Annotated in this window: 12 protein-coding genes and 1 tRNA gene; 8 read left to right on the forward strand and 5 right to left on the reverse strand. The window is 74.1% G+C overall.

Annotated elements, in window-relative coordinates; all coding sequences use genetic code 11:
* Entirely contained in the window at positions 1–4,446 is a 4,446-nt protein-coding gene (locus ACZ6C6_RS22940; protein WP_469205135.1) for a tetratricopeptide repeat protein, read from the forward strand.
* A 19-nt stretch (positions 4,447–4,465) separates the two neighbouring features.
* Here ACZ6C6_RS22940 and ACZ6C6_RS22945 read toward each other — a convergent pair.
* Positions 4,466–4,553 (reverse strand) — tRNA-Leu (locus ACZ6C6_RS22945).
* A gap of 158 nt (positions 4,554–4,711) precedes the next feature.
* Between ACZ6C6_RS22945 and ACZ6C6_RS22950 the strand changes: the two genes are divergently transcribed.
* From ACZ6C6_RS22950 to ACZ6C6_RS22960, 3 genes are all read left to right on the forward strand, one after another.
* On the forward strand, positions 4,712–6,046 hold the full coding sequence (locus ACZ6C6_RS22950) for a M20/M25/M40 family metallo-hydrolase (RefSeq protein ID WP_469205136.1): 1,335 nt from the start codon (positions 4,712–4,714) through the stop codon (positions 6,044–6,046).
* A gap of 144 nt (positions 6,047–6,190) precedes the next feature.
* Positions 6,191–6,424, forward strand: coding sequence for a chaplin ChpH (gene chpH / locus ACZ6C6_RS22955; RefSeq protein ID WP_239226107.1), 234 nt, complete (start codon positions 6,191–6,193; stop codon positions 6,422–6,424).
* A 135-nt stretch (positions 6,425–6,559) separates the two neighbouring features.
* Positions 6,560–7,315, forward strand: a complete 756-nt coding sequence (locus tag ACZ6C6_RS22960) for a chaplin (RefSeq protein ID WP_469205137.1) — start codon at positions 6,560–6,562, stop codon at positions 7,313–7,315.
* A 100-nt stretch (positions 7,316–7,415) separates the two neighbouring features.
* Here ACZ6C6_RS22960 and ACZ6C6_RS22965 read toward each other — a convergent pair whose 3' ends face one another.
* A complete protein-coding gene (locus ACZ6C6_RS22965) occupies positions 7,416–7,604 on the reverse strand; it encodes a DUF5703 family protein (RefSeq protein ID WP_018103708.1) in 189 nt (62 codons plus the stop codon).
* 47 nt (positions 7,605–7,651) lie between these two features.
* Between ACZ6C6_RS22965 and ACZ6C6_RS22970 the strand changes: the two genes are divergently transcribed.
* Positions 7,652–8,311 (forward strand): hypothetical protein, encoded by a 660-nt coding sequence (locus ACZ6C6_RS22970; RefSeq protein ID WP_469205138.1) that lies wholly within the window; start codon positions 7,652–7,654, stop codon positions 8,309–8,311.
* A 69-nt stretch (positions 8,312–8,380) separates the two neighbouring features.
* Here ACZ6C6_RS22970 and ACZ6C6_RS22975 read toward each other — a convergent pair whose 3' ends face one another.
* Together ACZ6C6_RS22975 and ACZ6C6_RS22980 are read right to left on the reverse strand one after the other, a co-directional pair.
* Positions 8,381–10,555, reverse strand: a complete 2,175-nt coding sequence (locus ACZ6C6_RS22975) for a helix-hairpin-helix domain-containing protein (RefSeq protein WP_469205139.1) — start codon at positions 10,553–10,555, stop codon at positions 8,381–8,383.
* Positions 10,552–11,535, reverse strand: coding sequence for an aldo/keto reductase (locus ACZ6C6_RS22980; protein ID WP_469205140.1), 984 nt, complete (start codon positions 11,533–11,535; stop codon positions 10,552–10,554). Before ACZ6C6_RS22980 ends, ACZ6C6_RS22975 begins: the two co-directional genes overlap by 4 nt.
* Positions 11,536–11,641: 106 nt before the next feature.
* On the opposite strand from ACZ6C6_RS22980, the gene ACZ6C6_RS22985 reads away from it, so the two are divergent.
* Entirely contained in the window at positions 11,642–12,691 is a 1,050-nt protein-coding gene (locus ACZ6C6_RS22985) for an LLM class F420-dependent oxidoreductase (RefSeq protein WP_469205141.1), read from the forward strand.
* A 228-nt stretch (positions 12,692–12,919) separates the two neighbouring features.
* Entirely contained in the window at positions 12,920–13,708 is a 789-nt protein-coding gene (locus tag ACZ6C6_RS22990) for a ferritin family protein (RefSeq protein WP_469205142.1), read from the forward strand.
* A gap of 16 nt (positions 13,709–13,724) precedes the next feature.
* On the opposite strand, the gene ACZ6C6_RS22995 is transcribed toward ACZ6C6_RS22990, so the two are convergent.
* Positions 13,725–14,720 carry a magnesium and cobalt transport protein CorA gene (locus ACZ6C6_RS22995; RefSeq protein WP_469205143.1) on the reverse strand — a complete coding sequence of 332 codons (996 nt, stop codon included), beginning with the start codon at positions 14,718–14,720 and terminating at the stop codon, positions 13,725–13,727.
* A 74-nt stretch (positions 14,721–14,794) separates the two neighbouring features.
* Between ACZ6C6_RS22995 and ACZ6C6_RS23000 the strand changes: the two genes are divergently transcribed.
* A complete protein-coding gene (locus tag ACZ6C6_RS23000; RefSeq protein WP_469205144.1) occupies positions 14,795–15,493 on the forward strand; it encodes a histidine phosphatase family protein in 699 nt (232 codons plus the stop codon).
* Positions 15,494–15,509 lie beyond the last annotated feature (16 nt).

Here is a 15,509-nt window from a genome sequence, read left to right on the forward strand (position 1 = left end):
GTGGCGCCGGACTGGGAACGCCCGCCCTGGCTGGTCAGCGTGCGCAGGACCGAGCACGGCGACCCGGTGGGCGCCGGATTCCTCGTCACCCCGCGCCACATCGTGACCTGCGCCCACGTCGTGGGCCCGGGACGCGCCCCCGAGCCGCCCGCCCGGCCCGTCCACGTGAAGTTCCAGCACGCCGCCCCGCACGACCCCCTGCCCGCGACGGTCGTCCCCGGCGGCTGGCACCCGGACACCGGCGACGGCACGGGCGACGTCGCCGTCCTCGAACTCGCCGCCCCCGCACCCCCCGAGGCCCTGCCCGCCCCGCTGCGCACCACCGACCCCGGCACATGGGACCACCGCTTCCGCGCCTACGGCTACCCCGAGGAGCACAAGCGCCGGGGCGTCCCGGTCCGCGGCGAGATCATCGGCCACGCCGGGACCGAGTGGATCCAGGTGGAGGCGGGCCCGCACACCGGCTGGGGCCTGGAGAAGGGGTTCTCGGGCGGCCCCGTCTGGGACGTCGACCGCCAGGGCGTCGTCGGCATGCTCGTCGCCCGCGACTCCGTGACCTCCGTCGACCGGCGCACCGCCTACGCGATCAAGGCGGAGGCCCTGGCCCGCTACTGGCCCGGACTCGGCCCCCTCGTCCGCGACATGACGACGACCGAGGTGCGCGACCGCCTTGAGGCCCTGCTCTGGACCCCGCTCACCGAGGACGGCCGCATCCCGAGGGTGGACGAGGTGGACCCGTACGACATCGGCGTCTGCCGCTCCAAGTACAGCGACCCGGACCGGGGCGGCTCAGCCCGCGCCCCCTACGTCCGGCGCAGCCCCCAGGACGACCGGCTCGCCGGACTCCTCACCACCCGCCGGTTCGTGCTGCTCGCCGGGCGCTCCAAGGCGGGCAAGTCCCGCACCCTGTACGAGGCGCTGGTCCGGGCCGTGCCGGACGCCCGGCTCGTGGTGCCGCGCCCCGGCGACTCGGCCCGCCGGACGCTGGACGACCTCAGCCGGCTCAGCCTGCCCACCGGCTCCGACCGTGTGGTGCTCTGGCTCGACGACCTGCACCGCTACCTCCACCCCGGCGGCCTCGACCTCCAGATCCTGGACCGGCTGGCCCGCAGGCGGCCCGCCGTGACGATCGTCGCGACCATCCCCGCCAAGCAGCGGGCCGCGCTGACCGCCATGGAGAACGACGTCGGCCGCATCGCCCGCACCGTCATCGACAAGGCGAGCACCGTCGAACTGCCCACCCTGCTCGGCCCCCAGGACGCCGAGGCGGCCCGCGCGATGTACCCGGGCGAGGACTTCGCGGCCCGGGGCATCGGCGAACTCATGGTCGCCGCCCCCAGCCTGGAACGCCGCTACACCGACGGGGCCGAGAGCTGCCCGGCCGGCTGGGCCCTCGCCAGGGCCGCCGCCGACTGGATGCGCATGGGCGTCACCGACCCGGTCCCGGACGCCGTCCTGCGCGAGCTCTTCGCCGGCTACCTCGCCGAGCACCACCCCGCGCTCGACCCCGACGACACCACGTTCCGCACCGCCCTGGCCTGGGCCCGCGAACCGGTGGCGGGCACGATCGCACTCGTCCACCGCGCCCCCGGACCCGGCGGCTACACCGGCACGCCGTACCTGTCGGAGTACCTCGACAGCCGCGACGACGACCCGTCCGCCCCGGTCCCGTGGTTCGCCTGGCAATACCTCGCCGACCGCCGCCCCGCCGCCGCACTCCTCCCCAGCGCCTACACCGCGCTCGTCCGGGGCGAGGCCGCGATCGCCGAACGGCTCCTGGAACGCATCGCGGACGGCACCGACGACCGCGACAGCGCCGCCTGGGCCGCGCTCATGCTCGGCGAGATGCACCTCTACCTCGCCGACTTCGACGCGGCCGCCCGGCTCCTGGAACGCGCCGCGGAATCCGCCGTGGACAGCGTCGTCCCGCTCGCCCAGACCGTCCTGGCCGAACTGCTCATGATGTACGGGGACCGCGACCGCTCACGCGGGCTCCTGGAGAGCGCCGTCGCCGCCCGGGACCCGCAGCTCTCCCAGGTCGCCCAGGTCGGCCTGGCCACCCTGCTCTTCGCGGACGGCGAGGAGGACCGCGCCGAACGCATGCTGGAGGCGATCGTCGCGGCGGGCGACACCGAGGCCGCCCCGCTTGCCCAGGCCCGCCTGGTGAGCGTCCTCAGCGGCTCCGACGGCGACGCCGCCGGAGCGCGTACGGGACAGCGCCCCGGCAGCGGCCAGGGCAAGGGCACCATGCGGGCCGGCGGAGCCCCGGCCGGGCGGACCGAACCCGTCGAGCAGCCCTGGTCGCTCTCCCGCGCGGTCGGCGAGTCCATGGCGGGCCAGGTCGCCTCGGTCGCCCAGGCCAGCCTCGGCTCCCTGCTGGTCAGCCAGGGCGACGTCGACCGCGCCGAGGAACTGCTGCGCTCCGCGCTGGCCGGCGGACGCGTCCACGCCGTGCCCCGGGCGCAGGTGGGCCTCGGCGAGCTGCTGATCGTCCGGGGACGCAACGAGGAGGCGGGAGAGGTCCTGCGGGCCCTGATCGCCTCGGGCAACCCGCTCCTCATCCCGTACGCCAAGATCCTGCTCGCCGTGTCCCTGCGCCCGCGCGGGCTCATCGAGCAGGGGATGGACCTGCTCCGCGAGGCCGCCGCGTCCGGCCACCCGGCCCAGGGCCCGCGCGCGCTCTGCGGCCTCGCCGAGTGGTACGCGAACGACGGCGACCTGATCTCCGCCGAGGAGTTCTTCGAGCGGGCCATCGCCACCGGCCACCCGGAGTGGGGCGGCATGGCCCGGGTCGAGCTGGCCCTGATGCTCGCCGGGAGCGGTGAGGGCCTGGACCGGCCCGCCGGGCTGCTCGACACCGTCATCGAGGCCCGCCACCCCGGCCTCTCCCCGCTCGCCGCCGCCGCGCTCGGCGACCTCCTCGTCCGGGAGGGCCGCATCGAGGAGGCCGAGCAGGCGTACGGCCTCGCGGTCGCCTCCGGACACCGCGACTGGGCCCAGGTCGTCCGGATCGAACTCGCCCTGCTCCAGGCGGCCCGGGGCGACGGCGACAGCGCGGAGGCGGCCGCGGAACTCCTCACCGAGGTCATCGCGTCCGGCCACCCCCACCAGGGGCCCCGCGCGGCCGACCTCCTCGGCGACCTCTTCGTGCGCGAGGGCCGCTTCGAGGAGGCCGAGCACTTCTACCGCCTCGCCATCGGCACCGGCCACGCCCAGTGGTCGCTGATCGCCCGCATGGACCTGGCCGTCATGCTCGCCGACCACGGCGACTTCGAGGAGGCCGAACGGCTCCTTCTGGTGGTCGCCGCCTCGGACGACCCGGGCGCCGAGGCATGGGCCCGCGGCGTCCTCGGCGTGGTCCACCTCGGCAACGACCGCCCGGAGGAGGGCCGCGAGCAGCTGCGCGCCGCCGCCGACGCCGACGTGGGCGCCGCCTCCCAGTTCGCCCGCTTCCACCTCGCCAAGTGCCTGGCCGCCGACGGCGAGGACGAGGCCGCCGAGGCCCTGGTGCGCACGGTGGTCGACGGCGAACCCTCCCAGGTCACCGAGGTCGCCCGGGCCTGGCTCGCGGTCCGGCTGCTGCACCGCGACCCGGACGCCGCGCAGGCGCTCCTGGTCAGGGTGGAGGACTCCGGCGACGCGGAGGCCATCGTCGCGGGCTACCTCGGCGCCGGCGAATACCTGCTGGAGACCGGCGAGGTCCAGACGGCGGGCGAACTGCTCGAAGCGGCCCTGGAGCTGGCCGGCCCGGACACCGCGCCCCGCATCGGCGCCCTCCTCGGCGTCGTCCGGCGCTCGGTCAACGACCTGGACCGGGCCCGCGAACTCCTGACGGACGCCCTCGCCGCGGGCGACCCGGAGACCGAACCGCTCGCCCGCCGCTACCTCGGCAGCACCCTCTTCCGCCTGGGCCTGCTCCCCGAGGCCGAGGAGGTCCTGCTGCCGCTGGCCCGCTCCGACGACACCGAGCACCGCCCCCAGGCCCTGCTGCTGCTCGGCCGGGTGCTGGCGGCGGACAACCGTCCGGAGGAGGCGTACCCCTGGCTGGAAGCGGCCATCGAGTGCGCCGAGGGCGACGTCGACACGGAGACCGGCGCCCGCCAGACGTACGCGGAACTGCTGCTCAGCGCGGGACGACGGGAGCGCGCCCTGGAGATCTACCGGCCCCTGGTGGACGACGCCCTCGAAGACGGGGCCCCGGACGAGGAGACGGCCATGGACGACGACACCCCGCCCCCGGGCCACGACCGCCCGACGCTCACCCTGCCCGCCCCGGCCGCCCCGCACCCGCTCCCGCCCGCCCCGCACCCGCTCCCGCCCGCGCTGCTCGCGCTGCTGGGCGACGTGGCGGACGCGGAGGGCGCCCACGAGGAGGCCGCGTTCTGGTACGGCCTGGCCGGCCGCACGGAAGGCGCCCGCACAACGACACAGGCCCGCGATTCCTGAGGAATCGCGGGCCTGTGGCTGGTGTCCGAGGGGGGACTTGAACCCCCACGCCCGATAAAGGGCACTAGCACCTCAAGCTAGCGCGTCTGCCATTCCGCCACCCGGACAAGGTGTCTGTCTCGCGGGCCTCGCCCGTTCCGACGTGGAAAACCATAGCAAACATTGGAGGGTGCTCGATCACGCCCGGGGCCGTGGGGGCCTTGGGCGCGCGGGCCCGGCGCGGGAGGATGGGAGGGAGCACCACAGCGACAGGGAAGGAACCAGCGTGAGCGAGAGCAATGCGGCCCGGAGCGGCTCGGGCGAGACCGCCGAGAACGAGGTCGTGGACCTCTGTCGTGACCTGATCCGGATCGACACCAGCAACTACGGCGACCACTCCGGGCCCGGCGAGCGGGCGGCCGCCGAGTACGTGGCCGAGAAGCTGGCCGAGGTCGGGCTCGAACCGAAGATCTTCGAGTCCCACAAGGGCCGCGCCTCCACCGTGGCGCGCATCGAGGGCGAGGACCCGTCCCGCCCGGCGCTGCTGATCCACGGCCACACCGACGTCGTCCCGGCCAACGCGCACGACTGGACGCACCACCCGTTCTCCGGCGAGATCGCGGACGGCTGCGTGTGGGGCCGGGGCGCGGTCGACATGAAGGACATGGACGCGATGACGCTGGCGGTGGTGCGCGAGCGCATGCGCAGCGGCCGCAAGCCCCCGCGCGACATCGTGCTCGCCTTCCTCGCGGACGAGGAGGCGGGCGGTACGTACGGGGCCCGCTACCTCGTGGACAAGCACCCCGGCCTGTTCGAGGGCGTCAGCGAGGCGATCGGCGAGGTCGGCGGCTTCTCGTTCACCGTCAACGAGAACCTGCGGCTCTACCTCGTGGAGACGGCCCAGAAGGGCATGCACTGGATGCGCCTGACCGTCGACGGCACGGCGGGCCACGGCTCCATGACCAACGACGACAACGCGATCACCGAGCTGTGCGAGGCGGTCGGCCGGCTCGGACGGCACACCTGGCCGGTGCGGGTGACCAAAACCGTGCGGTCGTTCCTGGACGAGCTGTCGGACGCGCTCGGCACCCCGCTGGACCCGGAGGACATGGAAGCCACCCTCGCCAAGCTGGGCGGCATCGCCAAGATGGTCGGCGCCACCCTGCGCAACTCCGCCGCCCCGACCATGCTCGGCGCCGGCTACAAGGTCAACGTCATCCCCGGACAGGCCACCGCCCACGTCGACGGACGCTTCCTGCCGGGCTACGAGGAGGAGTTCCTGGCCGACCTCGACCGCATCCTGGGCCCGCGCGTCCGTCGTGAGGACGTGCACGGCGACAAGGCGCTGGAGACCGACTTCGACGGCGCCCTCGTGGACGCCATGCAGACGGCCCTGAAGGCCGAGGACCCGATCGCCCGTGCCGTTCCTTACATGCTCTCCGGCGGCACGGACGCCAAGTCCTTCGACGACCTGGGCATCCGCTGCTTCGGCTTCGCCCCGCTCAAGCTCCCGCCGGAGCTCGACTTCGCGGGCATGTTCCACGGCGTGGACGAGCGCGTCCCGGTCGAGGGGCTGAAGTTCGGTGCCCGTGTTCTGGACCGTTTCATCGACCACAGCTGACCCGGGAGAGCGTAAATCGCCAGGGTGTACGCCTCTAACCGGAACGAGTGAATGGGGCGTTTGCCTCGTAGCCCCGCTACCTCCTCCTCGTTACAGGGGGTGCGGTCCGCGGCTGGGACCGCGCTTTGCCAACTAGGAGGAATCATGATCAAGAAGATCGTCGCCGCCGCGGCTGCCACCGGTGGCCTGGTGCTCGCCGGCGCCGGCATGGCCGTCGCCGACTCGGGTGCCCAGGGTGCCGCCATCGGCAGCCCCGGCGTCATCTCGGGCAACGTCATCCAGGTTCCCGTCCACGTTCCCGTGAACGTGTGCGGCAACACGATCAACGTGATCGGGCTGCTGAACCCGGCCTTCGGCAACGTCTGCGTCAACGACTGACGTTGCGCGTCAACCCGTAAGGGTTTGAGCCCGCTCGGCCCCGGACCGCACTCCACGCGCTCCGGGGCCGTCGGGTCCTTTGCCTCCGCACGGTAGTCCGGGGGTACTCCGGAAGGTAGAAGGCAGGAAACACCTATGCGACAGGTCACGCGAAACGGCCTGATCACCATGGCGGCCGCGGGTGGCGTTCTCGCCCTCGGCGGCGGCTACGCGCACGCCGACGCGGGAGCGGTCGGCGGCGCTTCGAATTCCCCGGGGGTGGTTTCAGGGAATTCGGTGCAGATCCCGGTCAGCGTGCCGGTGAACGTCTGCGGAAACTCCGTGAGCGTCGTCGGACTGCTCAACCCGGCCGCCGGAAACGCCTGCGGAAACGGTTCGGACGGCGCGACCGCCGGCCGGTCCGGCGCCGCCTCCGGCAACCACGCCGGCAACCGGGCCTCCGACGACCACACGCGGGGGACGAACTCGGGCACCGGCAAGCACCGGGCCGTCCGCGGCGGCAACGGCGGCGGAGCCACCGCGCAGGGATCCACGCACGGATCGCCCGGTCTGCTCTCGGGCAACCAGATCCAGGCACCCATCGACATCCCGGTGAACGTCTGCGGCAACAGCATCGACGTCGTCGGACTGCTGAACCCGGCGATCGGCAACACGTGCGAGAACGAGAGCACGCCGCCGGTCGACGTTCCCGAACCCCCGGTGCGCCACATCACGCCGCCGACGCCGGAGAAGCCGACTCCGAACACGCCGGAGCCGCAGACCGTGCCGGAGGCGCCGCAGCTGGCCCACACCGGAGCGGGCGGGCTCGACCTGCTCATCCCGGCGAGCGCGGGCCTGCTGCTGGCCGGCGCGGGCACGGTGCTCTACCGCCGCGCGAAGGCCGCCGCCTGACGGCAGCGCCGCACCGGCGAGCACGCGCAGAAGAAACGGGCCCCGCGGATCGCGGGGCCCGTTTCGCGTGGTCGGACGGTCTGTGGCCGGGCCTTCGGGCTCACCACGTGGCCCGTAGCTGACGGATGATCCGGCGGCGCAGCCGCACGCGGCGGCTGCCGTCCCGGCGCAGCGTCAGACGGTCCAGCTCCCAGTGCCCGTACTCGGCATGGTCGGTCAACAGGCGGGCGGTGTCCTTCCGGGACACCCCGCGTGGCACGTACACATCGACAAATTCGTATTCCGGCATCGAATCCATTGTGCGGGCAAGGGCCCGGTACGGATAGCGTCTGCCCCATGTCTGATGCTGCGCAGCCCACCGCTGCCGAGGTACGCGCCGCCGCCGATGCGGTCAAAGCCGCGATCGACCACCACCTCGCGGCGGTCGAACGCCGGTCGGGGGACGATGATCCCGCTGTCTACGACGCGTTCAACGCACTGGCCGCCGCCGCCGAGGTCTACGACGAACTCCTCTACGACCGCCACGACGAGGTCACCCCGTTCGAGATCCCGGGGGAGCAGGACGCCCTTCCGCCCTACAACGGACCCGACGAGCCGCACGCGCTCAGCGTGCTGATCCGCCGCGACTACGCGGTGGTGGAACCCCAGCGGCTGCTGGCCCAGGCCCAGCGCCTCGCCGACGCCGACCCGGACGAGCGGGAGGACGCCGGGGCGGCGGTCGTCGGCACCAGCGTGCACGCGGCCCTCGGGGTGCTCTTCGGGGAGTACGAGGCCGACGAAATCGCCTCCCGGCACACGGAGTTCGGCCTGGAGGAGGGCGACTCCACGCTCTGGGTCGCGGCGGCGGAGGAACTCCCCGAACCGGGGGAGTGGCTGGCCGCCCCGTTCGACGACGCCGACCCCCAGCTGGTGGTCTGCCGCTTCGACGTCAGCGCGGTCTTCGACGACGACGACCTCGATGACGACGCGGAGGGCCCGGGGCACCCCGCCGGCTGACCGGCACCCCACCGAAGGCCCGGAGGCCCTCACGGACGCGCCAGGCGTACGTGGGGGCCCTCCGGCATCTCACTGCTCCGCCGAGGGCTCCTGGGCCTCCTGGGACGCCTCCAGCAGGGCCCGCAGGCGCGTGCTGCGCTCCTGGGCGGGCACCTCGGCCACCGCGCGCGGCAGCGCCTGGTCGACGCCGTGCACCACGGACAGGTGGCGCTCGCCCCGGCCGAACGCGGTGTAGACCCACGGCCGGCTCAGCCCGCGCGCGGCGTCGCCGGGCAGCACCACGACGGCCGCGGGCCACCGCATCCCGGCCGCCTGGTGGGCACTGAGCGCCCACGCGTGGCGCACGGAATCGGCCACCCGCTCCTGCGGTACGACGACAGGCGTACCCGCACAGTCCAAGTGCAGCCCCTCCGCGTCCGCCGACACGACCACGCCGGGCACCGTCCGCCCCGGCGCCGGGACATGGGCGACCCGATCGCCCGGGTCGAACCCGCCGAAGCGGCCGGGGCCCGGGTTGAGCCGCTGCTTCAGGGCCTCGTTCAGCGCCCGGGTGCCCGCGGCGCCGCCATGGCCCACCGTGATGACCTGGGTGTCCTCGGACGGCACTCCGATGGCGCGCGGCACCGAGTCGGCGACGAGCTGCACCGTGCGGTGGACCGCCTCGCCCGCGTCCCGGACCGGGACGATGACGACCTCCTTGCCCGGCGCCGCCACCTCGTTCAGCTCGCCGATGCCGATGCCCGAGACCAGCTCGCCGACCGGGCCCGGGTCCGGGGTGCGGGAGGCGACGCGGGGGCAGGCGCGGGCGGCCAGCACATCGGCGAACACCTGCCCGGCGCCCGCCGAGCCCAGCACGCCCGGGTCGCCGCTGAGGACCAGGCGGACCCCGTCGGCCAGGGACTCCACCAGCATCGCGCCGGTCTCCACGTCCAGCTGGGGTGCGTCCAGCACGACGAGCAGGTCGAGCGCGAGTGCCCCCTCCTCGTCCCGCCCCGGCCCCTCGGAGCCCGCCAGCAGCCCGGCGAGCGTGACGGCCGTCTCCGGGGCACCGGTGTCCTCGGCGAGCCGTCGGCGGCCGTCCACGCTGTGCGCGGCGCCCAGGGCGCGCAGGCCGAGCCCCCGGGCGGCGGTGATCAGGGCGGCCGGCTCGGCCCGGGCCGCCTCGCCGCCCGTGTGCGCGACGAGGCCGTGGGCGGCGGCCGCGCGGATCAGCTCGGCGGCCGACGGGGTTGGCGCGGTGGCGGCCGCCTCCGACCAGTCCGCGTCCTGGTCGCCGCCGTTGACCAGCCGGGCCAGCCCGTCGGCCAGGCTCTCCTCCGCCAGGGCGTACCGGTCGAGGCCGAGGAGCACGGGGCCCGGCGCGGCGGCCTCGGCCCCCTCGGCGTCCTGGGCGGCTTCCTCCGCTTCCCCGGCTTCCTGGGCGTCCTCCTCCGGGCCGTCCTGGAAGACCAGCACGACACCTTCGGCGACGGCATGCCGCACGGCCGCCGCGGGGTCGCTCACGCCCCGGCCCGCCAGCGCCTCGCGCACCCGGTCCGCGTCCAGCGCGGTGTGGCCCCGGAGCGCGGCCTGCTCCAGGATCCAGCCGGTCAGGGCGGCGGTGCGGCGCTCGTCGTCGGGCCCGCAGGCCGCGCCGAGCAGCGCCCGGGCGAAGCCGTCCGCCTGATCGGGGCCGACGCCGGGCAGGCCCAGCAGCTGCCAGGGGTCCTCGCGCAGGATCTCGGCGGCCCGGTCCCCGAGCAGCGCTGCGGCGGACCGGCCCAGGGCGGCGGGGGCCCCGCCGGCGGACAGCACCTCCGTCACGGCGGCGACGCTCTCGGGCGGGGCGGCCCGGGGCGCGGGGGCGGGCTCCGGGGCCCGTGCCCGTACCGGAGCCGGGGCGGGGGCGGCCCGGCGGGCGGGAGCCGGTGCGGGCGAGTCGTAGAACGCCGTGGCGGGCTTCTGGCCGTTCTCCACGGCCCGGACGGCCGCCAGCAGATCCGCCGCGGTGCCGCTCAGCTTCCCGCCGGCCTCGACGGGCCCGTCCTTCTCGGCCTTCCGCTTCTCGATCCGCTCGCGCAACTCCCGCTGAGCGGCGATCTCGGCCTCGGCCTCGGAGACCGCGGGGGTGCCGTCGGCACCGGTTCCGGCGTCCTCGCTCGCCGCGTCGGCGGCACCGGCAGGGCCCGGATCGCCCGGGACGGCGGCGGTGTCGTCCTCGGTGGTGTCGGCGCCGGGGGATTCGCCCCGGGGTAGCGCGGTCACAGCGTGCTCCAGTCCTGATCGGGATAGCGGTGCACGGGCGCCGACACATCGTCCAGCGCCTGGCAGATCTCGTCAGGAAGACTAAGCGTCTCCACTGACAACGCCTCCGTCAGCTGCTGCGCGTTGCGCGCGCCGACGATCGGGGCCGCGACGCCGGGCCGGTCCCGCACCCAGGCCAGGGCGACCTGCGCGGGCGTGGTGGCGAGCCCGTCGGCGGCGGTCGCCACCGCGTCCACGATGCGGCCCGCCGCCTCGTCCAGATACGGCTCCACGAAGGGGGCCAGCAGCTCGGACGCGCCGCGCGAGTCGGCCGGGGTACCCGTGCGGTACTTGCCGGTCAGCACGCCCCGGCCCAGCGGCGACGAGGGCAGCAGCCCGACGCCGAGGTCCAGCGCGGCGGGCAGCACCTCGCGTTCCACGCCGCGCTGGAGCAGCGAGTACTCCATCTGCGTCGCGGCGAGCCGGGTCCGCGTCCCGGGCGCGGCGAGCTGCCAGGTCGCCGCCTTCGCGAGCTGCCAGCCGCAGAAACCGGCCACCCCGGCATAGCGGGCGCGCCCGGAGGACACCGCGAGGTCCAGCGCCTGGAGCGTCTCCTCCAGCGGGGTCTCCGGGTCGAACGCGTGGAGCTGCCACAGGTCCACGTGATCCGTGCCGAGCCGGCTCAGCGAGGCGTCGAGGGCCGCCAGCAGGTGCCCCCGCGAGGCGTCGACCCTGCGGTACGGGTCGGCGACGCTGCCCGCCTTGGTCGCGATGACCAGATCGCGCCGGGGCACCAGGCCGTCCACGAGCCGCCCGAGCAGATACTCGGCCTCGCCGCCCCCGTACACATCGGCCGTGTCGACCAGCGTGCCGCCCGCCTCCCAGAACACCTTCAGCTGCTCGGCAGCGTCGTGCTCGTCGGTGTCCCGGCCCCAGGTGAGGGTGCCGAGCCCGATCCTGGACACACGAAGGCCGGTGCGGCCCAGATGCCTCTGCTCCATGGGCGCTGAGATTACAACCGGCGTGGGGCGGCCCCCTGCCGGATCGACACCCCGCGCGCTAGAGTCCGGAACTCAGGGACGTTACTGATCGGTAAGGGGTTCGGCTATGCGGCTCGGCATCAATCTCGGCTACTGGGGCGCGGGGATGGACGGCGACAACCTCGCCGTCGCGCAGGAGGCCGACCGGCTCGGCTACGACGTCTGCTGGGCGGCCGAGGCGTACGGCTCCGACGCGCCGACCGTACTGGCCTGGGTGGCCGCGCAGACGGAGTCCATCGACGTCGGCTCCGCCATCCTCCAGGTCCCGGCGCGCCAGCCCGCGATGACGGCCATGACCGCGGCCACGCTCGACTCCCTGTCCGGCGGCCGCTTCCGGCTCGGCCTCGGTGTTTCGGGCCCGCAGGTCTCCGAGGGCTGGTACGGCGTCAAGTTCGACAAGCCGCTGGCCCGCACCCGGGAGTACGTGGACATCGTCCGCAAGGCGATGACCCGCGAGCGCCTTTCGTACGAGGGGGAGCACTGGACGCTCCCGCTGCCGGACGGCCCCGGCAAGCCGCTCAAGCTGACCGTGCACCCGCAGCGCGAGCACATCCCGCTCTACATCGCCGCGATCGGCCCGAAGAACCTGGAGCAGACCGGCGAGATCGCCGACGGCGCCCTGCTGATCTTCCCCTCGGCCGAGCACCTGGAGGAGACCGCGGTCAGCCATCTGCGGGCCGGCCGGGAGAAGGCCGGGAAGACGATGGAGGGCTTCGACGTCTGCCCGACCGTGCCGCTCGCCGTCGGCGACGACATCCCCGGCCTCGCGGACATGTTCCGCCCCTACACCGCGCTGTACGTCGGCGGCATGGGCAGCGCCAAGCAGAACTTCTACAACCGGCTGGCGCAGCGCATGGGGTACGAGAAGGAGGCCGCCGAGATCCAGGAGAAGTACCTCTCCGGCGACAAGAGCGGCGCGGCGGCCGCCGTGCCGCACCAGCTGATCGACCAGACCACGCTGCTCGGGTCCGTGGACCGGATCGCCGAGCGCATGCAGGCGTACGCGGAGGTGGGGGTCACGACCCTGACCCTGGCGCCCGCCGGCTTCACCCTGGACGAGCGGATCGCCGCGCTCCGGGCCGGTACCGACGCGCTGGAGCGGGCCGGGCTCGCATAACCGGAAGAGGCTCTGCGGCCGTGGTGGGGGCTCGGGGGTCCTCCCCGCCACGGCCGTCATGGGGAACAACGCGGGTGGCCCGGCGGGGTTACGGGGGTACGCAAAAACGGTTCGCCCGGGACGGGTCCGCCGCCCCCCGTTCGGACCAGCCGCCGCCCCCTCCTGTTGCCCGCCCCGGCCCGGCGCATTTGACTGGCGCTCGGCGACGCCGGCACGGAGGTGGCAGTGATGCTCTCGGCAAAGAACCTGTTCCAGGAGATCCTCGACAACGACGACTCGTTCCGGCTGTTCTGCTCCATCGCGGCCAGCGGCGAGTCGCAGGGCGGCTGGGAGAACGGCCGGATCGCGGCCCTCGTCCCCGCGAGCCAGCGCCCGCTGGCCCCCAAGATCGCCCGGCACGGCGCCGACGAGGACAAGCACGGCAGGATCTTCAACGCCCTGCTCAAGAAGCGTGGCCTGGCCCCCGGACCCGTCCCCCCGGACACCGACTACACGATGCTCCTGGAGCGCCACGGCATCGGACTCGCCCACGAGCAGCTGGGCCGCGACGAGCCGCTGACCGAACGCGACATCATCACGTATCTCGCCCACAGCCGGGTCACCGAGCAGCGCGCGTCCGAGCAGATGCGGCTGCTGAACAAGCACTTCGCGGACCACCCCGAGCTCGGCCGCGCGGTCCGGATGATCTCCAACGACGAGGACAACCACCTCGCGTACTGCCACGAGGAACTGCTGCGCTTCGCGCGGGCCGGGCACGGCCGCACCATCCAGCGCATCCTGCGCGAGTGCGCGCTCGCCGAGATCCGGGTCTACCGGGACGTCAGCCTCGCCGTCATGGACCACATGGGCCGGGTGCTCGGCTGGTCCCGCGCGAAGGCCGCCGTGCTCGCCGCGGGCATCCACGCCATGTACGCCTACGAACGCCTCGGCGGCTGGCGGCGCATGGTCAGCCTGGCACCGCCCGCCCGGCGCGACGCCCTCGGCGGACCCGCGACGCCCGCGCCCGAGTACGCCTGAGCCGTGCGGCGGCCCGTCAGAGCCAGCCGCGCCGCTTGAACTGGCGGTACAGGCCCACGACCGCGCCCGCCATCAGCAGCAGCACCAGCGGGTAGGAGCCGACCCACCGCAGCTCCGGCATGTGCTCGAAGTTCATCCCGTAGATCCCCGCGACCATCGTCGGCACCGCGGCCATCGCCGCCCAGGCGGAGATCTTGCGCATGTCGTCGTTCTGTCGCACCCCCATCTGCGCGAGATGCGCGGACAGGATGTCGGACAGCAGCCGGTCCAGGCCCTCCACCTGCTCGTTGGCCCGGGTCAGATGGTCCTGGACGTCCCGGAAGAACGGCTGCGCGTGCTCCTGCACGAACGGCACCCCGGCGCCCGCCAGCCGGGCCATCGGCCCGGACAGCGGGACGGTCGCCCGGCGGAACTCCAGCACCTGGCGCTTGAAGGTGTAGATGCGCGCCGCGGTGTTCTTGGAGTCGTCCGTACCGCTCGGCGCGAAGACCTGTGTCTCCAGCTCCTCCAGGTCGACCTGGAGCTCACCCGCCACGTCTATGTAGTGGTCCACGATGGCGTCGCTCACCGCGTACAGGACCGCCGTCGGCCCGTGCTTCAGCACCTCCGGATCGGCCTCCAGGCGGCGGCGTACGGCCGCGAGCGGCGCGCCCTCGCCGTGCCGCACGGTCACGACGAACGAGTCGCCCATGAACACCATCAGCTCGTGCGTGGTGACCGTGTCGCTGTCGTGGTCGTACAGGACCGGTTTGATCACCGCGAACAGCGAGTCGTCGTACACCTCCAGCTTCGGCCGCTGGTGGGCGGAGAGGGCGTCCTCCACGGCCAGCGGATGCAGCCCGAACTCGTTGCTGACGAGGTCGAACTCCTTCTCCGTCGGTTCGTGCAGGCCGATCCAGAGGAACGCGTCGCCGGACTCCCGCGCCTCGGCGAGCGCGTCGGAGAAGTCGGCGGGGCCCTCGGTCCGGCGTCCGTCGCGATAGATGGCGCAGTCGACAATCACGGCGCGCATTCTTCCCTGCCCCGGGCCCGGTATGCACCTTTGGCCCCGCCGGGAATCCGGGCCGCGCCCGTAGGCTGGACCGCATGCCCACCCTGATCCTCGTACGCCACGGACGCTCGACCGCCAACACGGCCGGGGTACTCGCGGGCCGGACCCCCGGCGTCGCCCTCGACGAGCGCGGCACCGCTCAGGCCGCCGCACTGCCCGGACGGCTGGCCACGCTGCCCCTCGCCGCCGCCGTCAGCAGCCCCCTGCAACGCTGCCGGGAGACCCTGGAACCGCTGCTGGCCGCCCGCCCGGACCTGCCGCTGCACGTCGAGGACCGGATCAGTGAGTGCGACTACGGCGACTGGTCGGGCCGCAAGCTCGCCGAACTCAGCGACGAACCGCTGATGACCGTGGTCCAGCAGCACCCCTCCGCCGCCGCCTTCCCCGGCGGCGAGTCGATGCGCGCGATGCAGGCCCGCGCCGTCGACGCCGTACGGGAGTGGAACGCGCGGATCGAGGCGGAGCACGGCGAGAACGCCGCGTACGTCATGTGCTCGCACGGCGACATCATCAAGTCCCTGGTCGCCGACGCGCTCGGGATGCACCTCGACCTCTTCCAGCGCGTCCACGCCGACCCGTGCTCGGTCACCGCGATCCGCTACACGAGGCTCCGCCCCTATCTGGTGCGCCTCGGCGACACCGGCGACCTCGCCGGACTCGCGCCCCGCGAACCGGGCCCGGACGCCGGGGCCGCCGGGGACGCGGCGGTAGGGGGCGGCGCTGGGGCGCCGTGATCGCCGCGCGCAGTAG

It is taken from the genome of Streptomyces sp. NPDC041814 (genome assembly GCF_055590565.1).